This window comes from Clostridium sp. (genome assembly GCF_047718555.1).
Classification (GTDB): Bacteria; Bacillota; Clostridia; order Clostridiales; family Clostridiaceae; genus Clostridium_I.
Genome location: NZ_JBDNRK010000070.1, coordinates 1 through 19,816 on the forward strand (window position 1 = coordinate 1; position 19,816 = coordinate 19,816).

General features: G+C 29.3%; 17 protein-coding genes. 14 read left to right on the forward strand and 3 right to left on the reverse strand.

Annotation, left to right across the window (positions count from 1 at the left end; genetic code table 11):
- Positions 1-304 precede the first annotated feature (304 nt).
- The 9 genes from ABF633_RS18555 (at position 305) to ABF633_RS18595 (ending at position 10,225) form a co-directional block, all read left to right on the forward strand.
- Positions 305-1,471 (forward strand): GGDEF domain-containing protein, encoded by a 1,167-nt coding sequence (locus tag ABF633_RS18555; protein ID WP_415525810.1) that lies wholly within the window; start codon positions 305-307, stop codon positions 1,469-1,471.
- 183 nt (positions 1,472-1,654) lie between these two features.
- Entirely contained in the window at positions 1,655-2,392 is a 738-nt protein-coding gene (gene truA, locus ABF633_RS18560) for a tRNA pseudouridine(38-40) synthase TruA (RefSeq protein ID WP_415525812.1), read from the forward strand.
- 899 nt (positions 2,393-3,291) lie between these two features.
- Complete coding sequence (locus ABF633_RS18565) at positions 3,292-4,815, forward strand: L-lactate permease (RefSeq protein WP_415525814.1); 1,524 nt, start codon at positions 3,292-3,294, stop codon at positions 4,813-4,815.
- 47 nt (positions 4,816-4,862) lie between these two features.
- On the forward strand, positions 4,863-5,156 hold the full coding sequence (locus ABF633_RS18570; RefSeq protein WP_415525816.1) for a hypothetical protein: 294 nt from the start codon (positions 4,863-4,865) through the stop codon (positions 5,154-5,156).
- A gap of 535 nt (positions 5,157-5,691) precedes the next feature.
- Entirely contained in the window at positions 5,692-6,462 is a 771-nt protein-coding gene (gene yaaA, locus ABF633_RS18575) for a peroxide stress protein YaaA (RefSeq protein ID WP_415525818.1), read from the forward strand.
- Positions 6,463-6,532: 70 nt separating this feature from the next.
- Complete coding sequence (gene ytvI / locus ABF633_RS18580; protein ID WP_415525820.1) at positions 6,533-7,594, forward strand: sporulation integral membrane protein YtvI; 1,062 nt, start codon at positions 6,533-6,535, stop codon at positions 7,592-7,594.
- A 243-nt stretch (positions 7,595-7,837) separates the two neighbouring features.
- On the forward strand, positions 7,838-8,263 hold the full coding sequence (locus tag ABF633_RS18585) for a nitrogenase-associated protein (protein ID WP_415525822.1): 426 nt from the start codon (positions 7,838-7,840) through the stop codon (positions 8,261-8,263).
- 321 nt (positions 8,264-8,584) lie between these two features.
- Positions 8,585-8,974, forward strand: coding sequence for a hypothetical protein (locus ABF633_RS18590; protein ID WP_415525824.1), 390 nt, complete (start codon positions 8,585-8,587; stop codon positions 8,972-8,974).
- 297 nt (positions 8,975-9,271) lie between these two features.
- Positions 9,272-10,225 (forward strand): AEC family transporter, encoded by a 954-nt coding sequence (locus ABF633_RS18595; RefSeq protein WP_415525826.1) that lies wholly within the window; start codon positions 9,272-9,274, stop codon positions 10,223-10,225.
- Positions 10,226-10,729: 504 nt separating this feature from the next.
- Here ABF633_RS18595 and ABF633_RS18600 read toward each other — a convergent pair.
- On the reverse strand, positions 10,730-12,229 hold the full coding sequence (locus tag ABF633_RS18600; protein WP_415525828.1) for an aldehyde dehydrogenase family protein: 1,500 nt from the start codon (positions 12,227-12,229) through the stop codon (positions 10,730-10,732).
- Between the two features lie 421 nt (positions 12,230-12,650).
- Between ABF633_RS18600 and ABF633_RS18605 the strand changes: the two genes are divergently transcribed.
- Entirely contained in the window at positions 12,651-13,562 is a 912-nt protein-coding gene (locus tag ABF633_RS18605) for an AEC family transporter (RefSeq protein WP_415525830.1), read from the forward strand.
- Positions 13,563-13,750: 188 nt separating this feature from the next.
- Here the strand turns inward: ABF633_RS18605 and ABF633_RS18610 are convergent, their stop codons facing one another.
- Entirely contained in the window at positions 13,751-14,404 is a 654-nt protein-coding gene (locus tag ABF633_RS18610) for a DUF2271 domain-containing protein (protein WP_415525832.1), read from the reverse strand.
- 716 nt (positions 14,405-15,120) lie between these two features.
- On the opposite strand from ABF633_RS18610, the gene ABF633_RS18615 reads away from it, so the two are divergent.
- From ABF633_RS18615 to ABF633_RS18625, 3 genes are all read left to right on the forward strand, one after another.
- Positions 15,121-16,566 carry an NAD(P)/FAD-dependent oxidoreductase gene (locus tag ABF633_RS18615; protein WP_415525834.1) on the forward strand — a complete coding sequence of 482 codons (1,446 nt, stop codon included), beginning with the start codon at positions 15,121-15,123 and terminating at the stop codon, positions 16,564-16,566.
- Positions 16,567-16,686: 120 nt separating this feature from the next.
- Positions 16,687-17,658: an NAD(P)/FAD-dependent oxidoreductase gene (locus ABF633_RS18620; protein ID WP_415525836.1), complete on the forward strand. Its 972-nt coding sequence runs from the start codon at positions 16,687-16,689 to the stop codon at positions 17,656-17,658.
- A 32-nt stretch (positions 17,659-17,690) separates the two neighbouring features.
- Positions 17,691-18,062, forward strand: a complete 372-nt coding sequence (locus ABF633_RS18625; RefSeq protein ID WP_415525838.1) for a DUF1667 domain-containing protein — start codon at positions 17,691-17,693, stop codon at positions 18,060-18,062.
- 129 nt (positions 18,063-18,191) lie between these two features.
- Here ABF633_RS18625 and ABF633_RS18630 read toward each other — a convergent pair whose 3' ends face one another.
- Entirely contained in the window at positions 18,192-18,671 is a 480-nt protein-coding gene (locus ABF633_RS18630; protein WP_415525839.1) for an S-ribosylhomocysteine lyase, read from the reverse strand.
- A 265-nt stretch (positions 18,672-18,936) separates the two neighbouring features.
- Between ABF633_RS18630 and ABF633_RS18635 the strand changes: the two genes are divergently transcribed.
- Entirely contained in the window at positions 18,937-19,620 is a 684-nt protein-coding gene (locus tag ABF633_RS18635; protein ID WP_415525841.1) for a DUF2140 domain-containing protein, read from the forward strand.
- The last annotated feature ends 196 nt before the right edge of the window (positions 19,621-19,816 follow it).

The window sequence follows — 19,816 nt, forward strand, 5'->3', positions numbered from 1 at the left end:
TGTTATCTCCACCTTTAGAAGGTGGAGTGTTACAGCGGCTAGTCATCGGATAAAATCGTATTTTGTAGTAAGTAGTATTACTAATAAGTGTATGCTACTTATTTTTTTATATATAATTTATTTTTTATTTTGTTCAGCGAATCTACCTAACGTAAATAAATAATTGTAAAAGTTTGCGTGCATGAGCTCATCAGTTATAGTTTTTGTAAGCATATTAGGTCTAAAAGTAAATTTAAATTGTATAAATACTGATTCAATGATAAAATTATACAGTGAAATTTATTGTTTATTGAAGGTGAAATGCATGGTTTTTAATATTGATATGAAAACTATTTTAATACCTATTATCTTAGGTAATATTTTTATCATCATGTATATTTTTGCATATAGATTTGAACATAAAAAGGACAAATCTATAAATACCTTTGTAGTCTCAAAAGTTTTTCAGCTAATTTCATGGATGCTTGTTGCGTTAAGAGGTGCTATACCTAATTTTATGTCCATTCCCATTGCTAACTCTATATATTTAATTGGAGTAGCGTTGGAAGCTGCAGCCATATTGATGGTGATAAATGCCTTCAAAAAAAATATTAAAAAAATATATGTTTTTTCAACTATATTTATGATATTTATTTTCAATTGTGTTACTGTATTCTACAATGTTGAGAATGTAAGAATTAGTGTAGCTTCAATTTTTGTAGCTTTACTAATAGCTTTTCCGGGGTTTTGCCTTATAAAAAATAAAGATTCTTCAATACTTCAGCGAATTATGGGATTTCTATGCTATTTTGTAATTTCCATTCTGATTTTTAGAGCTTTTATTGCTGTGAGTTACTATAGGTATATGCCGCTATTTATTAAAGATATTTATCAAACGGGACCGTTAGTTCTTATTAGTATGCTAATGATGTTGGGAATTACTAGTACTGGTTTTGTTATTCTATCAAAGGAGCAAATAGATCTGGAACTTATTAAACTGGCAAGTACCGATGAATTGACAGGTATTCTTAATCGTAGAACTTTTATTACTGGAGCAAAGAGAAGCATAGCTTATTTTGTTAGGAAAAAAGAACCTATTTCATTTTTACTTATAGATATTGATAATTTTAAAACTGTTAATGACACATATGGACATAATGTTGGGGATATTACTTTGAGAGATTTTGCTGATAAAACAAAGAAACAGTTAAGAGAATATGATTTATTTGGGAGATATGGTGGCGATGAATTTGCGATTTTACTTCCTGGTTCTGATAAAAATGATTCCTATAACATTGCAGAGAGAATAAGAAAGGCCATTGAAGAAAGTTCAATTAATGAATGTGTTACAATAAAATACACAGTAAGTATAGGAATAATTTCTATGATCCCAGATGAAAAAACAGATATTGCTATGCTTTGTAAACTAAGTGATAAAGCTCTTTATCAAGCAAAAGCCAATGGCCGTAATTGTGTTGTAATAGCTAATTAAATACACCATAATATTTAAATATCCTAATCTTTAAAAATGAAATTAATATTGAGAATTTTGCATTGCTGAAGTATAAATGAGGTTGTAAATAAAATAGCTTTATATTGATATAAATTATATAATTAAGTTATCCTTGGAGAAATTTAAACAATGGATAAGAAAATAGATCAAAGGTGGTACTATATGAGAAATTTAAAAATGACAATTCAGTATGACGGGAGCAGATATAAGGGCTGGCAGAAACAAAAATATGGTGAATCAACTATACAATATAAAATAGAAAATGTATTATCAAAAATGACTGGTGAAGATATTCAAGTAATAGGCTGCGGAAGAACTGATGCAGGAGTTCATGCTGAAAATTATATAGCAAATTTTCATACTAATTGTGAGCTTACTACAAACACTATGTTAGATTATTTATATGAATTTTTACCTGAAGATATAATAGTAAAGTCTATTGAAGATACTGAAGAAAGATTTCATGCCAGATATAATGCTAAATCAAAAACTTATGTATATAGAATAAATAATAATAAATTTAGAGATGTATTCACTAGAAAGTATGTTTATCATACTGATGAAAAGCTTAATTTAAATGAAATGAGAAATGCAGCAGAAATTTTAATTGGAACTCATGATTTTAAGAGTTTTACCAATTTAAAACCTAATAGTAAATCTACCATTAAAATTATAAATTATATAAATATATTAGAAAAAGATAACATCATAGAAATAGAAGTAAATGGAGATGGATTTTTACTTAATATGGTGAGAATTATTGTAGGAACTCTTTTGGAAGTAGGTAAAGGTAAAATTAAGTCTGTGGATATGGAAAAAATATTAAATAAGAGAAAAAGAGAAGAATACGGTCCAATAGCTCAGGCAAAAGGGTTATACCTGAAAAATGTTCAATATTAATTTGTATAAACAGAATTCTTGGTATACTTAAATAGATTACAGCAAATGTTTATGGCTGGTATTTTTATGATAATAGAAGGTGTTTCTTTAAATTTAATTCAGTAAGTATTTCAGGAAATCCCTGATAAGGATAATTCTATTTGCAAATATGAGATATCAATGGTTAAAGGATTTACTTACTGAATTTAGATTTTAATAGATCAGTTATGTGAAAATATAAATTTTACATTTGTATAAAATCTAAATAATTATTTAACAATATTTTGTATACTTTCATAATAGTAGGCAAATTAAAATGAAATTTTAATTTTTATAAAAGTAATGGATAAAATAATTTAGAGTATTTTACAGCTATAAATTATTTTGCTAAAAAAATAACTATTATTGAAATCGTTAGAATATAATGATAATATAAAAGTAACAAGTAATATTTTGGTAATAATTTAAAAAAGGGGATGCATAAATAGTTATGTAACATTTTTTCCTTAGCTATTATTTTTATTTTTTGCAAAAGTATAATTTTTATAAAATGAAAACGTTTTAAATAATTTATCCGATGACTACCATCCGTAATCCTCCCATCGCACTATGTGAAAGTGGGAGATAAGGTCTGCTACGTCTCTGGATAACGATTTCTAAGTATCGAAAATACCGATACTAAGAACTCTGTTTATCATATTCTTTATGTAAATTATAAGAATAGTAAAGAAAAAGGATAAAATATATTTTCCTGTAATGAGGATATTTATGGGTATATGTTCTGCCTGTGGAAATCTAAGGCTAAATAAAAAGCGACATAGTCGCTTTTTTTATGGCGTTGAAGAAGTTATAGGATAAAATATATTAATCATATTATTGGCTGCAGCATTCTGCAGCATAATAAATAGGGGGAGAAATTTATGAATATTTACGTAATATCTTTTATTGCTCTGATTCCAATTGTATGGTTAATGATTTCCTTAGTAGTATTAAAAATGCCAGGACACAAAACCTGTCCGGTTACATTACTTATAACTATAATTTTAGCAGTCATTGTCTGGAAAATGCCTTTAGCACAATCAATAACTGCATCTTTAGAAGGAGCTGCAATGGCAATATGGCCTATAATGCTTGTAATAATTGCTGCTGTGTTTACTTATAATCTATCTGTTTATACAAAAAGTATGGATGTAATCAAAAAGATGATGACTAGCATTACCACGGATAAAAGAATTTTAGTTCTCATTCTTGCCTGGGGCTTTGGTGGATTTCTTGAAGCTATTGCAGGGTTTGGAACATCAGTAGCTATACCTGCCAGTATAATGGCAGCACTTGGATTTGACCCAATATTTGCGGCAATTATATGTCTAATTGCAAATACAACACCTACAGCTTTTGGAGCCATAGGACTTCCTGTTTCTACACTTGCTAAGATAACTAATATAGATGTAAATACATTAAGCTATGCAGTTGGAATACAGCTAACACTATTAATTATTATAGTTCCAATAATTTTAGTCATGCTTACAGGTAAAAGTATGAAGTCTATAAAAGGAGTATTTTTAATATCTTTAGCTTCAGGACTTTCTTTTGCAATACCAGAAGTTGTAGCAGCTAAATATTTGGGAGCAGAATTACCAGCAATACTAGGTTCGGTTATTTGTCTAGTAGTTACTATAGCTATGGCTAAAATATTCTATAAATCCTCTTCAGCAAAAGAAGTTGAAAAAGTATCTCCTAAACAGGCATTTTTGGCATGGACTCCGTTTATTTTAATTTTTATATTTATTATCTTTACAAGCTCTTTATTTAAGCCAATAAGTGGCGCATTATCAAACATACAGACATCAGCTCAGATTTATACAGGAGCTAGTGCTAAACCATACTCATTTCTGTGGATTGCAAATCCTGGTACATTAATTATCATAGCAACCTTTATTGGTGGATTAATTCAGGGTACTAGCTTTAAAGAAATAGTAAACGTTTTTATAAATACAATTAGACAGATGAGTAAATCTACAATCACTATAGTTTCAATATTGGCATTGGCAAAAGTTATGGGGTACTCTGGAATGGTAAAATCTATAGCTGTTGTTTTGGTGTCAGGAACGGGAAAATTTTATCCAATGATAGCTCCTTTAATTGGTGCACTTGGAACTTTTGTAACTGGAAGCGATACTTCAGCTAATGTTTTATTTGGTGGACTTCAGGTTGAAATGGCAAAATCTTTGGGACTAAATCCATATTGGCTTGCAGCAGCTAATACAGGTGGTGCAACTGCTGGAAAGATGATATCACCTCAAAGTATAGCCGTAGCAACAGCTGCTACAGGTCTTGCTGGAAAGGAAGGAAAAATATTAAATTCAACACTAAAATTTTGTATAGCTTATGTGGTGGTTTTAGGAGTGTTTGCATATTTTATGGCACCGGTATTTGGATTTTGAGATAAAATTATTATAGTTTACGTGGAGGACATGCAGAGCCTTATGTTATGGGCGGTGGAACTTATTCCAGGGTATTACCGGAAGGCATTACTTTTGGACCTGGTTTTCCAAATATTAAAAAGCATGGTGCAGATTTTCTGCCAGATGGCCATGGAGGTTCACATGGGACGGATAAGGCATTGCATATACCTTCATTGTTAGAGGCAATAAAAATTTATCCGATGACTACCCACTCTAATACTCCCATCGCACTCTGTGAAAGCGATTCACAGAAAATCGAAGATTTTTGTTCTCTGCTTTTCTTCAAAGTGGGAGTAAAGAGTGGCTACGTCCCTGGATAACGATTTACCCTAAAGGACAACGATTTCTAAGTATCAAAAATACTGATACTAAGAACTCTGTTAGTAAGCATCAGAGGTCATAAACAAAAACTCCACCTGATGCCAAGAACTCTGTTTATGTACTCTCAATAGTTAGGTTAGATACATTGATATAAAACAAAAAAGCATTTAATCTTTTTTTATGTTAGATTAAGTGCTTTTTATTTTCATGTATTCAGTTGAAAATTATTGATATTTTATTCATGTTAATATACGTTTCTGGAATGGTATAATTATTGTTTTATAGTATAATTATAATAAATTTATCCGATGACTACCCACTCTAATACTCCCATCTTATTCAAGTGGGAGTAAAGAATGGCTACGTCCCTGGATAACGACTTACCCTAAAGGACAACGATTTCTAAGTATCAAAAACCGATACTAAGAACTCTGTTAGTAAGCATCAGATGGAATAAAAACTCCACCTGATGCCAAGAATTCTGTTTATATATGGACTAATATACACAAAATATATTTGAAAGGAATTAAAAAAATGATATGGATAATTGCACCAGCTAAAAGTATGAATGGATCTAAAAAGATAGCTGCCGATTTGTATACTAAGCCTGTATTCATTAAAGAAGCTAATACTTTAATTAAAGAACTTAAAAAATATGATCCTACAGAGCTTTCTAGCTTAATGAGAATAAGTGATAAATTGTCAGAATTAAATATTGTAAGATATCATAAATGGAAAAGTGACCATAATATAGATAATTCAAAACAAGCTATAGCTTATTATGATGGTGAAGTTTATAAACAGATAAATTCAGAAAATTTAAGTAGTGATGAATTAAAGTTTATGCAGCAGCATTTGAGGATTTTATCTGGATTGTATGGAGTAGTTAGACCATTAGATATTATACAGCCTTATAGATTAGAGATGGGAATTAAATTAAAAAATAATAAAAGCAATAATTTATATGATTTCTGGAGGGATAAAATTACAGAGTATCTAAATGAAGAAATAAAAAATCAAAAAGATAAGAGTTTAATAAATTTATCTTCTAAAGAGTATTCACAAGTTGTAGATATAAATAATTTTAATGGGAAAATTGTCAATATAATTTTTAAAGAATATAGAAATGGAACATATAAAATCATTTCTTTTAATGCTAAAAGAGCTAGAGGACTTATGGTAAGATATATAACAGAAAATTATATCGATAATAGAGAGGGGATAAAGGATTTTGATTACGGATATAGTTATAGTGAAGAATTATCTACAGATTTGAATTGGATATTTTTAAAAGATATGATATAAGATAATTAATGTAATAAAGGGAAAACATTTTATTTACACAATATTTGTGTATGAATGGGGGTAACAAAAGATGGATATTCAAAAACAAAAGAATTTTATCATAAGACTAACTTATATACTTGTAATAATTGGACTTATATTTGCTGTATTAAAATATGTAATTCCAGTATTTATACCATTTATAATCGGATTTTTTATTTCTTTGCTTTTAAAACCCGCTATAAATTATATTACAGAAAAAGGTAATATAAAGCGGAATAAGGTCTCCATTATTGTTTTAATAATTTTTTATTCAATATTTTTTATATTAATTGGTTTGTTTGGAGTAAAAATATTTACATCTATAAAGGAAATTTTTAATAATTTACCTGGATTTTATATTAATACTGTAGAGCCAATATTAAAGGAAGGGGTAGTATGGCTTAGAAAAACTGTTCCACAAACGGATACCTGGTTATCTAATGGATTTCAGAGCATGAATGATTCTATTCTATCATTTGTTAAATCTATGTCTTCAACTGTTGTAAAAGCTATTGTCAGTGTTGCAGGGAGGATACCATCTTTTTTTATAAAATTTTTATTTACTATTGTTTCATCCTTCTTTTTTACCATTGATTATTACAAGATAACTAGATTCATATTAAGACAGTTTTTAGAAAAAAATCAGAATATTATAATAAATATCAAAAAAAATGGTATTGATACAATTTTCAAATTTATAAGGGCCTATGCTATTTTAATTACAATTACATTTATAGAATTGTCTATAGGCTTATCTATATTAAAAATATCAAATTCCATATTAATTGCGGCACTAATTGCAATAATTGATATACTGCCAATTTTAGGTACAGGAGGAATACTACTGCCTTGGGCAATTATATCTATTATTACAGGTAATATAGGTTTAGCCATTGGTTTAGTTAGTCTTTATTTACTTATTCTGATAATTAGACAGGTATTAGAACCTAAAATAGTGGGTAATCAAATAGGACTTCATCCAATTGTTACATTAATATGCATGTTTGTTGGTGCACAGCTTTTAGGGTTCATTGGATTATTCCTTTTGCCAATTTTAGTAACTATATTAAAGAAAATGAATGATGAAGGAGTAATACGTATTTTTAAATGACTTACTGCTTGGCTATTCTATTATAATAAAGAGTACTAATATAGATTAATTAGTAGAAACTTGTGCCCCAGCTAGTTTATAGAATTATTAGAAAAGAGAGAAAGATTGGAAAATGCTATTGAAAAATAATGATAATATGATAAAATATATATAATTAATATTATATAATAATTAATATTATGTAAATATAAATATTTGGATATATTACCTATATGATTAAATTGTAAGAGGGAGGGAAATTACATGTCACATATTATTTTCTATACTAAACCAGGCTGCAAGGGAGGATTACGACAGAAGGCTTTACTTACATCATCAGGACATGTTGTAGAGGAACGTTCTATTTTAGCTGAAAAATGGACCACTGATAGACTTTATGCTTATCTAAAAGGACTTGATATTAAAGAATGGTATAATAAAAATGCCACTGCAGTTAAAGCAGGAACTGTAATACCGGGGGCTTTGCCATCTAAAGAAGCATTGGAACTTTTGTGCAGTGATCCATTGTTAATTACACGACCACTTATGAAAATTGATGATAAGCTTATAGCAGGATTCGATACAGAATGTCTTGATAAACTAATTGGATTGAGTAATGTTCCTGATGAAGACTTAACTCAATGTCAAAGTCATTCTAAAATTAATATTTGTGAATCTGCTGAGAATTAAGTTTATAGCAGTTGAAACAATAAATATTACAATAATTAGTTAAATTATGAAAATGAAGAGTTAAATAATATAATTAAATTTATTATGATAATTAAGTACAGCGGCAGCATTCAATCGTGGTATAGGTTGAATGCTTTTATATTTTATATTTAATTGCAAAATATGTAATTGAATATAAAATATAATCATATTAAAAATATAATATAAATTTTTTGTGACTTCTTACTATTATTTGTAATCCTATGTTATAATTAAGGCGATTTATAAAAAATGGACTTATCTAACTAATAATTGCCTTTTGGCAGGATGGAGAGAATTATTATGAAACTTGAGAAAAAAAACAAAGTTGAAAAATCAAAAAAAGTAGTTAGTTCTATTATTTTGTATGTTGCTGCTGTTTTTGTAGCTCTTATTGGAGTTGGACTGTTAGTGGAAAATATTGTGGTGTATAATATCACATTAGCTCACTATTTGACTCAAGGATATAGTGCTGCTACTGTTAAACAACAATTGATTCTATCGCAATTGTTGCCATCAATACTTAGTTCAATTGGAATTTATGGAGGTATAGCGTTTATATTAGTAGCTGCGGCTATAATTAACACAAAACTTTCAAAACAGATAACTAAGGATGAAGTTTTGAATAAAGTTGATGAAGAAAATATATTGGAAAATGATATTGTAAAAAAAGAAGATCTAGGAACTTGTTAAAAAGCTGAAATTATTTAAAGTTTTAAATAAAAATGTAGACATTTATTGTCTGCATTTTTTATTTAGTAAGTAATGGTATCAATGAATCTTACTTAGTGGGAGTTTGTATTCCCACTAAGTTTAGATGAATTATACGGGAACGTGTGGCTGTTATCTCCACCTTTAGGAGGTGAAGTGTTACAGCTACTAGTTATCGGATAAAAATAGGATATGTGTACTATTTATGAAAAAAGCAGTATAATATTGGTAAATACTATATTAAATATAATTAATATATGTCTATCTGGAGGAATAATTTTGGATAATTTAATTTTTAGCTTTAATACAATAATACCAATATTTTTAGTTATGGCAGTTGGGTATTTTTCAAAAGAAATAGGACTTATTGATGAGAAATTTATAAATACAGCTGTAAAATTTAATTTTAAAGTGGGTTTATCTACACTTCTTTTTTATGAAATATACTCTGCGCAGGTAGGTAAATCCTTTAATAGTAAACTATTGATTTTTGCCTTTTTAAGTATAGTCATTTCTGTAGTGGTATTGTGTATAATGATTCCAATATTCATAAAGGATAAAAAGAGAGCTTCGGCTATGATACATACAATCTATAGAAGTAATTTTGTATTGCTTGGAATTCCTATTGGAATAAATATGCTTGGAAAATCTAATCTAGAATATGTAGCACTTTTATTGCCAGTGGCTATCCCTACATATAATTTTTTAGCTGTTGTAATTTTAGCTGTTTTTGATGAAAATGGTGACATAAATATAAAAGAAAAGATTAAATTTACTATAATGGGTATAATAAAGAATCCGCTTATAATTGCTTCAGTTATAGCTATTTTAATGAAAGCTTGTTCTTTAAAGTTACCAATGTTTATAGATAAATCTGTATCGGAGGTTGCATCATTGGGTACACCCTTAGCACTTATTACCTTGGGAGCACAGTTGAAATTTAAGAGTGTAGTAAAAAACTTAAGGTATTCATTAATTGCTACCCTTGGAAGACTTGTGATTTTACCTTGCCTATTAGTTATTATTTCAATTTTAATGGGTTTTAGAGGAAATGAATTGGCATCATTATTTATATTATTTTCCGCACCTACTGCAGTTTCTTCCTATATTATGGCTAGGGAAATGAACTCAGATTATAGACTTACAGGAGACGTGGTTATTTTATCAACTTTTTTTTCTATGTTTACAATTTTTATAGGTATATATGTATTAAAATCTTTTTCTTTTATCTAAGTTTTTTATTTTATCCGATGACTACCATCCGTAATACTCCCATCGCACTCTGTGAAAGCGATTCACACAAAATCGAAGATTTTGGTTCTCTGCTTTTCTATCAAAGTGGCAGATAACGGTTGCTACGCCCCTGGATAATGACTTCTAAGTTTCAGGTGGAGAAAAAAACTCCACCTGAAACAAAGAATTCTGTTTATAAACAATTAAATCTGATAAAAGAATCACAAAATATAGTGAATTTTAGGGCTCTAAAGTAAATAATCAAATTTTTATAGTGCTTACTGATTGTTAAATAATAATTATTAACAAAAAAATAATATTATTTATGGGCTGAATAATATTTTCAATAATAAAATGTATATACTTGTTATGTTTATTTAAGGTATGTGAAAGTAGATGGCAAGTGAAAGTATGATGTCTTATATTAAAAAATAGCTGAAAATCAAATTTTCAGCTATTCTTATGAGAAACTCTATTTTTTATACATGGTTAAAGTACTAATATTTAATATAAACCAAGTTTATCATCTGAAATATTTATAAATATATTTTTGGTCTGAGTGTAGGCATCGAGAATGGATTTATAGGTTTCTCTTCCTATTCCGGACTTCTTATAACCACCGAAAGGAGCACCTGCAGGTAACTGATTGTAAGTATTAACCCACATTCTACCTGTTTCCACTGCTTTAGCAACTCTTAAAGCTTTATTTATATTTGTTGTCCATACTGCTCCTCCAAGACCATATTCAGAGTCATTTGCCAGTTTAATAACTTCTTCTTCGTCTTTAAATTTTATTACTGTAGCTACAGGTCCGAAGATTTCCTCCTGAGCTATTCTCATGTCATTTTTAGCATCTGCAATAAGTGTTGGTTTAATGAATTCACCAGAACCTAGTTCACCTTCATTAATCTTATAGCCTCCAGTTATAAGGGTTGCACCTTCTTCTTTACCTATTTCTACATAGTTTAATATTTTTTCTAACTGTCCATGATTTACTTGTGCACCCATTTGAGTTTCACTGTCCCATGGCAGACCTACTTTTACTTTCTCAAAGGCTTCTTTTAAAGCAGAAAGAAATTTATCATATATGCCTTCCTGAACAAATAATCTAGAACCTGCACAGCAAACCTGACCTTGATTAAAAAGTATTCCTAACTGTGCACCTTCAATGGCTTTTTCAAAAGGAGCATCATCAAAGAATATATTTGCAGACTTACCGCCAAGTTCAAGAGTAGCTGGTATAAGTTTATTTGCAGCTTCTTTTGCCACTTCATAACCTATTTCTGTAGAGCCTGTAAAGGCAAGTTTGCTGAAACCCTGGTGTTTAAGCATATAATCACCGGATTTAGAACCCTTTCCAGTAATCAAATTCAATACACCTGCTGGGAGTATATTGCCAATAAGTTTTACAAGTTCTAAAAGACTTAAAGAAGTAGAAGAAGAAGGATGTATGACTATAGTATCACCAGCTGCTAGTGCAGGGGCGATTTTCCAGGCTGCCATAAGTATTGGAAAATTCCATGGAATAACCTGACCAACGACACCAATAGGCTCCTTTAAAACAATACTCAATGTATTCTTATCAATGTCCTGAGCAGTTCCTTCCTCAGTTCTTATGGCTGCTGCAAAATATCTAAAATGATCTGCACTGGCTGGCACATCAACATTAAGAGTTTCTCTCAATGGTTTACCGTTATCCAGGGTTTCTACTAAAGCCAGATGTTCTGCATTTTCTTCAATTAAATCAGCAATTTTTAGAAGAAGTTTACTTCTTTCCTCACGGCCTACTGTTTTCCATTCATGAAAAGCTTTCCAAGCTGCATTTACAGCTTTATCTACATCATCATTAGTTGCATCCACGAATTCAGCTAAAAATTTACCGTTTGCAGGGTTATAACTCTTTATTGTATTGTTTTCAGTACTGTCAATCCATTTACCATCTATATATAGTTTGTAAGCGCTGTCAACTGCATTTTCAATATTTTTATTTTCTTTTAATACCATAATAAAACCACCCCATTTAAGTTTTAATAGTTTATAAATTTATCATAGCACTATTGTTTCAAATGTCAAATAGAAGTAATTTTGTTAAAATATTATCAATTTTTGCGGTTTTATATAAGCTATAATTTACAGTATGATTATCTGATTTAACAAACATCTTAATAGTTGGAGTAATGAGTGGCTATGTCCCTGGATAAAGAGTTCTAAGTATCGAAAATACCGATACTTAGAACTCGGTTTATGGATTAGGTTACGTAAAAATAATTAAATTTTTTGTAAATAATTTTTGATTTATTACCAGAGTTTTATTATACTGTTCTATATGATAGGATTTAAATTGTGTAACATATGAAAATGCTTACAAAAAACAATTTTAAATCATTTTTACATCTCATGAAGTTTTACATTTAGGGGGATTTTTATGAATAGTATCAATAGTCAATTTTTAATTTCAATGCTTATTATAGTATTGGGCTACCTTTGTAAAAGATTAAATATAGTTAAGGAGGAAGACGGTGAAGGACTTGCAAGAATTGTAATTAATGTTACACTGCCCTGTCTTATTATAAATACTTTTAGCACTTTAAAAGTTGAACCTTCTCTTGTTAAGTTAACCTTTATAAATATGTTATATGGATTTTCTATGACGGGAATTGGTTTATATGTATTTAGGAAAAAAAAGAGAAGAATAAAAGGAGTTCTTCTTATGCTGCTACCTGCTTTTAATATAGGACTTTTTGCTTACCCGTTGGTTCAGGCAATTTGGGGACATGAAGGTGTAAAATATTTTGGTATGTTTGATTTGGGAAATTCTTTTATAATATTTGGATTATGTTATATTATTGCAAGTTATTTTTCAGATGAAGCTGGGAAACTGGATATTAAAGAGACAGCAGGCAAAGTGTTTAAATCAATACCGTTAGTTACATATATCATTGCAGTAGTTATAAATATCCTAGGGTTACATTTGCCAAAGATGGCTATCGATTTTTCCAGCGCCATATCTAAAGCCAATATGCCAATGTCATTATTACTTTTGGGAATATATTTAAGCTTTAAATTTGATTTACGACAATTTAAAGATATTGCCTCAGTGTTGGCTTTAAGATACATCATAGGTTTTACAGTTGGAATATTATTTTTTATACTTTCACCTTTTGATAAGATGTCTAAATATACTCTACTTATTGGATTTATTTTGCCAACAGCTTCAGCAATCATACCTTTTTCAATAGAATTTAATTACGACCAAAAATTTATAGGAATATTATCAAATATGACTATATTAATAAGTTTTGTATTAGTGTGGCTTATAGTTGGGTTAACAACCTAATTTATAATGTACATATTGTAATAAAATAGCTTTACATATACATTAACGTGATATCCATTTTGTTCCTATAGAGGTTTGGAGATGGATATCACATTAGATTAAATACAATATAATATTATCAGGCTTGTGAATTAAAAATTAAGCTTGATAGCGCTTGCAATTAAAGGAATAAAGAATACGTTTTTAAATTATTTTTTTGGAGTAAATTCTGCAGAAACATTTTTTATAAGAGTATCATTGTTTTGGGAATCTTTGTTTATATAATTAGCTTTAGCATTAGAAGCATTTGCAGAATTTCCTATATCTATGTCACCTTTATAAAGTACACGGCTTCCCCAGTAAATATTACCTTCCACAATATAAGTGTATTTACCAGGCTTAACAGCAGCACCTTTTTCATCTTTGCAGTCCCAAGTAAGATTAATATTTCCAGGACTTTGAGTTGCTCCACTAACAGTATCAATCTCATTTTTTGTGGCATTTTTCCATCCTGCTTTTGAAACCCATTCTGTAAGAGCTTCTGGTCTTTGCTTGTAACCACCATCGGCGGTATATTTACTGGCATAGAGTGATCTAATATAGTTGCCCTGAGAATCTTCTATCCACACAGCTACTTGATTACTAGCTAGTTTACGTATGTAGTTAAGATTATATTTAATTTTTACAGAACCTGGAGTCTGTTCAGAGGAGCTACTGCTATAAGAAGTGCCTCCATTTGTTTTAACACTGTTATTTGGAATACTGGAACTATTAGAGATGTTATTCTTTTTTACACTGCATCCGCTTAGAAATACCAACATACCCATAGATAAAGCTAAAGTTTTAATTTCTGATTTTTTCATACTTATACCTCCCACTATGTAATTATCCGATTTAAAAATCGTCTATTAGAAATGTTAATCAAGAGTATAATTTTCATTGTAACTTATATAGCAATAAATTTATCAAAGAATCTTACTTGATGGGAATCTGTACTCCCAGCAAGTTTAGATGAATTAAGGGACGTGTCGCTGTTATCGGATAAAGTTTACATATGTAAATCTATTCTTATAGTAAACTTATTGGTTAAATAAGTCAAATTGCTTTTGAAAAATTAAAATTTATATGTATTAACAGTATTTTGTATTTAATAAGAAAAAATATTTCAATATTAAAATATTTTCACCACAATAACATAAACATATTGAGATATAAGTAAAATGCATGCATATTTAGAAGGATAAAATTGCAAGATTTATGCCTATTATAGATATGCATTAAGTTTTGATAAAAGTAAAATTCACACAATATTAAAATAATCAAGTATAATGAAAATCACTGAAAGTGGGATTTAAGAATTCATTATATTTTATTCTCATGACATTTTTTAATAAAAAGTAGTATAATTATCAATAAATATTATAGTGTTTATTTATGAAAAAACTAATAAAGTAAATAAAAACTTGCTTAGATTTTTAAAGATAAATAATGCAATTAAATAACATATATATATATATTTAGTTGATTATTTATTGAAAGGGCTTAAATAATTAAAAAATTTGAAGGAAAGGGTGAGAATATGTATGATGTAGCAGTTATAGGTGCTGGTATTGTGGGTGCTTCTATAGCTAGAGAACTTTCAAAGTACAATGTATCCATTGCAATTGTGGAGAAAAATAGCGATGTATCTAATGGAACAACAGGTTCAAATTGTTGTAATATTTATGAGCCGTTTCGTCAGCCTGTGGGAAGCCTAAATCAAAAATTGCTTATAAGGGGAAATGAAATATATGATGAAATATGTGAGGAACTAGAGGTTCCCTTTAAGAGAATGGGTTCCCTTACAGTAGGTTTTGATGAAGAGGATAGGGAAAAGATAGAAAATATGTATGCTAAAGCTGTTAAAAGTAATGCTCAAGGAGTACGTATAGTAAATAGAGAGGAAATTGCTGAACTGGAACCAAATATAGATTCGAAGTTTGAGTTTGGATTTTATTCTCCAAATTGTGGCTGCCTGTGGCCTTTTCAAATGGTAGTTGCCTTAGTTGAAAACGCTATGGACAACGGAGCTGAATTATTTCTCAATAGTGAAGTAGAGGATATAGAAAAGTTACATAAAGGGTTCAAAGTAATTGCAAAAAATAATATTATAGAGGCAAAGTGTATAATAAACTGTGCTGGACTTTATGCAGATAAGATAAACAATTCTTTGGCAGAGAATTCTAAGTTTAATATTGTTCCTAAGAAAGCACAATTTATTGTATTTAATGAGAATATTGGACCTATGTTTAAACATCTTGTAAATAGGTGTCCAAAAGAAGGGGACAGAGGACTTAATATTTTGCCTACTGTAGGAGGAAATATTATGATGGGGCCGGTGTTTGAATCAGCAGCTGGTAAGGAATCTTTTGAAACTTCTGCAGATAAAATTGAAATCTTAAAGAAAAAGATGTCTAGATTAAGTGATAAAATACCCTTTGACAAAATTATCAGATGCTTTTCTGGATTAAATGGAAAAGAAGAAAGTGGAAGAGTTATTTTAGGGGAATCAGAGGAAGTTAAGGGATTTATAAATGCAGCCAGTGTAGACCAGGGTATAACCTGTGCTCCAGCTATTGCAGAAATGATAGCAGACATGGTTAAACATGTGTTTGAAAGAGATTATGAAGCCATAACACAAAAAACAGATTTTAACCCTAAAAGAAGAAAAATTTATAGATTTAAAGAGCTTAATGACAATGAAAAAGAAGAGATTATCAAAAAAGACCCCAAATATGGACGAGTAATATGCCGTTGTGAGATGATTACAGAAGGTGAAATAGTAGACGCTATACATAGAAATTGTGGAGCAACTACAGTTAAGGGTGTAAAAAATCGAACAAAAGCTCTTATGGGTGAATGTCAAGGAAGTTTTTGTGAACCTAAGATTCTTGAGATTTTGTCTAGAGAACTTGGAAAAAGTATGAGTGAAATTGAATATGACAATAAAGGTTCATATATCTTATTGAATGACAGTCTAATTTAGTGAGAACTTTTATTTTGAAGTCTCTATTTAGGCATATTCAAATAGATAACTAGTTTGACTTACTATTTATTTTCATATGTCTTATAGATGGAATTTAAAGATTAAGGGAGTGGGTATATCTTGAAGAATTATGATATTGTAATTATAGGTGGTGGCCCTGCAGGACTTGCCTCAGCTGTGGAAGCTAAAAATAATGGAATTGATAGTGTGCTTATTATTGAAAGAGAACAGGAATTAGGTGGAGTACTTAGACAATGTGTACACAGCGGATTTGGTATCCATATATTTAAAGAGGAGCTTACAGGTCCTGAATATGCAGAAATATTTATCAGTAAGGTCAATGAACTAGGAATAGAGTACAAGCTAGATGCTATGGTATTAAGTATTGACAAGGAAAAGAATATAACTGCCAGCAGTGAAAAAGACGGTTTTATAAAAATTAAAGCCAAAGCAATAATTTTAGCCACAGGCTGCATGGAAAGAGTTAGAGATTCTATAGGAATTTTTGGAAAGCGACCTTCAGGTGTATTTACGGCAGGAACAGCTCAAAAACTTATTAATATAGATGGGTATATGGTTGGTAAAAAGGTAATTATTTTGGGAGCTGGAGATATAGGGCTTATAATGGCTCGCAGAATGAAATTAGAAGGTGCAGAGGTTATTGGTGTAATTGAAAAATCTGATTCACCAGGAGGTTCCTACAGAAATGTTATTCAGTGTCTTTCTGATTTTAACATTCCACTTTTATTAAAGCATACTATTACAAACATATATGGCAAAGAAAGAGTGGAAGCAGTTAGTGTATGTGAGGTAGATGAAAATGGCATTTCAATACTGGAAACAGAGAAAAAATATGAATGTGACACAGTGCTTTTGTCTGCAGGTTTGATACCGGAAATAGAACTTGCAAAGAATGCTGGTATTGAAATTGGAACAAAAGGTGGAATAAAAATAAATGATTTAAATGAAACCAGTGAAAAAGGAATTTTTGCCTGTGGGAATGTAGTACAAGTACATGATTTGGTGGATAATGTAACTAAAGAGGCGGAAAAAGCAGGAATAAATGCTGCTCTCTATGTGAGGTCTAATTAAAGTTTTTAAATATGTTTTAAGGAGGTAATGTCATGATAAATAAATTAATATGTACAGTTTGTCCCACTGCTTGTAAGATAAGTATTACAGAAAGTAAAGAGGGTAGTTTTCAGGTTACTGGTAATAGATGCGAAAGAGGAAAAAGCTATGCTATTCAAGAAATTGAAAATCCAGTGAGAATATTTACTACTACTATAAATATAAAGGGAGGAAATATAAAAAGACTTCCCGTAAGAAGTAAAGAACCTGTTTCAAAAAGTATTGTCACAGAGCTTGTTAAACCGGTTAAGGAGGTTGAAATAAATGCACCTGTCAAAAAGGGTGATATAATCATTGAAAATATTTTGGGTTTAGGTATAGATATTATAGCTTCAAGAAGTGTGAAGGATAAAAGTGAAATATAGATTAATTTAGTATTGACCATATTACTATACTAATTTGCAGCAAATAAAAGCTATAGGGAATTTTAATTAATCTCTATAGCCTTTGTTTTATAATATTTAATTTTTATCCAGTAAAAACATATATATATTTTATTGAGGATAATTTAAAGTTTCATCAGTAATTTTTAAAAGCACTTCATTAAGATATTTTTTTGCTACATATTTAGCCATAGGAAGATTCATATCAAGATAATTTCCACAGTCTCTAGCAGCAGCACCTGGGATTTCTCCTTCATAATCTGCTACGAATTTAAATAAATTAATTAATAGATCTACTATGTCCTTTGATTCATAATCTCCGGCAAGTATTAAATAAAAACCTGTTCTGCAACCCATTGGTCCAAAATAAATAGTCTTTGCTGAAATATCTTTGTCATTTCTTAAATAAGTAGCAGCTAAATGCTCTATTGCGTGAATCTCGGCAGTATTTAGTACTGGTTCAAGATTAGGTGTTGTAAATCTTAAATCAAAAGTAGTGATAATATTTTCACCAATAGTATCTTTTCTTGAAACATATACCCCTGGCTTTAATTTTAAATGATTAACTGTAAAACTTGCTATTTTTTCCATTTTATATTTCCCCCTCATAACTTGAGATATAATTTTGTTTATTTAAATAAATCATAGTTATTTTACTTTTGAAATGCTGATAATATTATATCAAAAAAATAATTATCTTACAATTTTACCTTGGAATAATAATGTGATATAAGTATGTTTATTATATACCAATAAACATATAGGTACAATAGGTATAAAGAGTTATAAATTGAAAACTGAGAATGTAGATGCTAAAATAATATTATTTAATAATAAATTAGAAGGGTAGAGTTATATGTTAAATAAGAAGAAATTAACAGGTCTTGGAATTGGAATAATTGTAATAATTATCATATTGGTACTTATTGCGTTGATAAGTCCTGTAAGATCAATAGCATGGAATAGTAGCAACATCAGTTCAAATACTAAAGACAATTTTTTCAAATCACTGGATACAATACAATTCGATAGACAGGATAATAATCTAAATATCGGTTTTTCATTAACTGAAAAAGATTTAAATAATCTTTTATATGGGGCTATAAAAGATAAAATAAAGGTTAATGCAATGGAAACGGATATAAATACAGATAGTATAAGCATATATATCAATTCTTATATATTTAATAAAATCTCAACACAATACATGTTAGAATTTGTACCATTTACAAGTGGAGACAAGTTAGTATTAAATTTAAAGAGTGCTAAGATAGGACGTATTCCCATACCTAAAAATTTAGTGTTGAATAGATTAAAAAAGAATAATTTAAATTATATGACAATTAATAATACTAATAATTCTATTAATATTGATGGAAAAATTCTTGAGCCCTTTAAAATCAGCAGCTTTAAGTTGGAAGGTGATAAGTTAAGATTTAATTTAACTTACTCAATAAAATCATTACAAGATATAAAAAATTTATTTTCATATGGAATACCAGATAATATTAGAGCCTATGCCGAAAATTTATTTAAATAAAATTAAAGAGGGAGTTCCATATAGCAAGAATATAGAAATATTATCATTACTGATAATTTAACAGCATTAATCTTATTCTTCATGAATATATATTTAATAAGATTTACTTTAGTAAGAAATGTTGATTAGAGTATAAGTGAGTTTTATCCGATGACTACCATCCGTAATACTCCCAACTTCTATCAAAGTGGGAGAT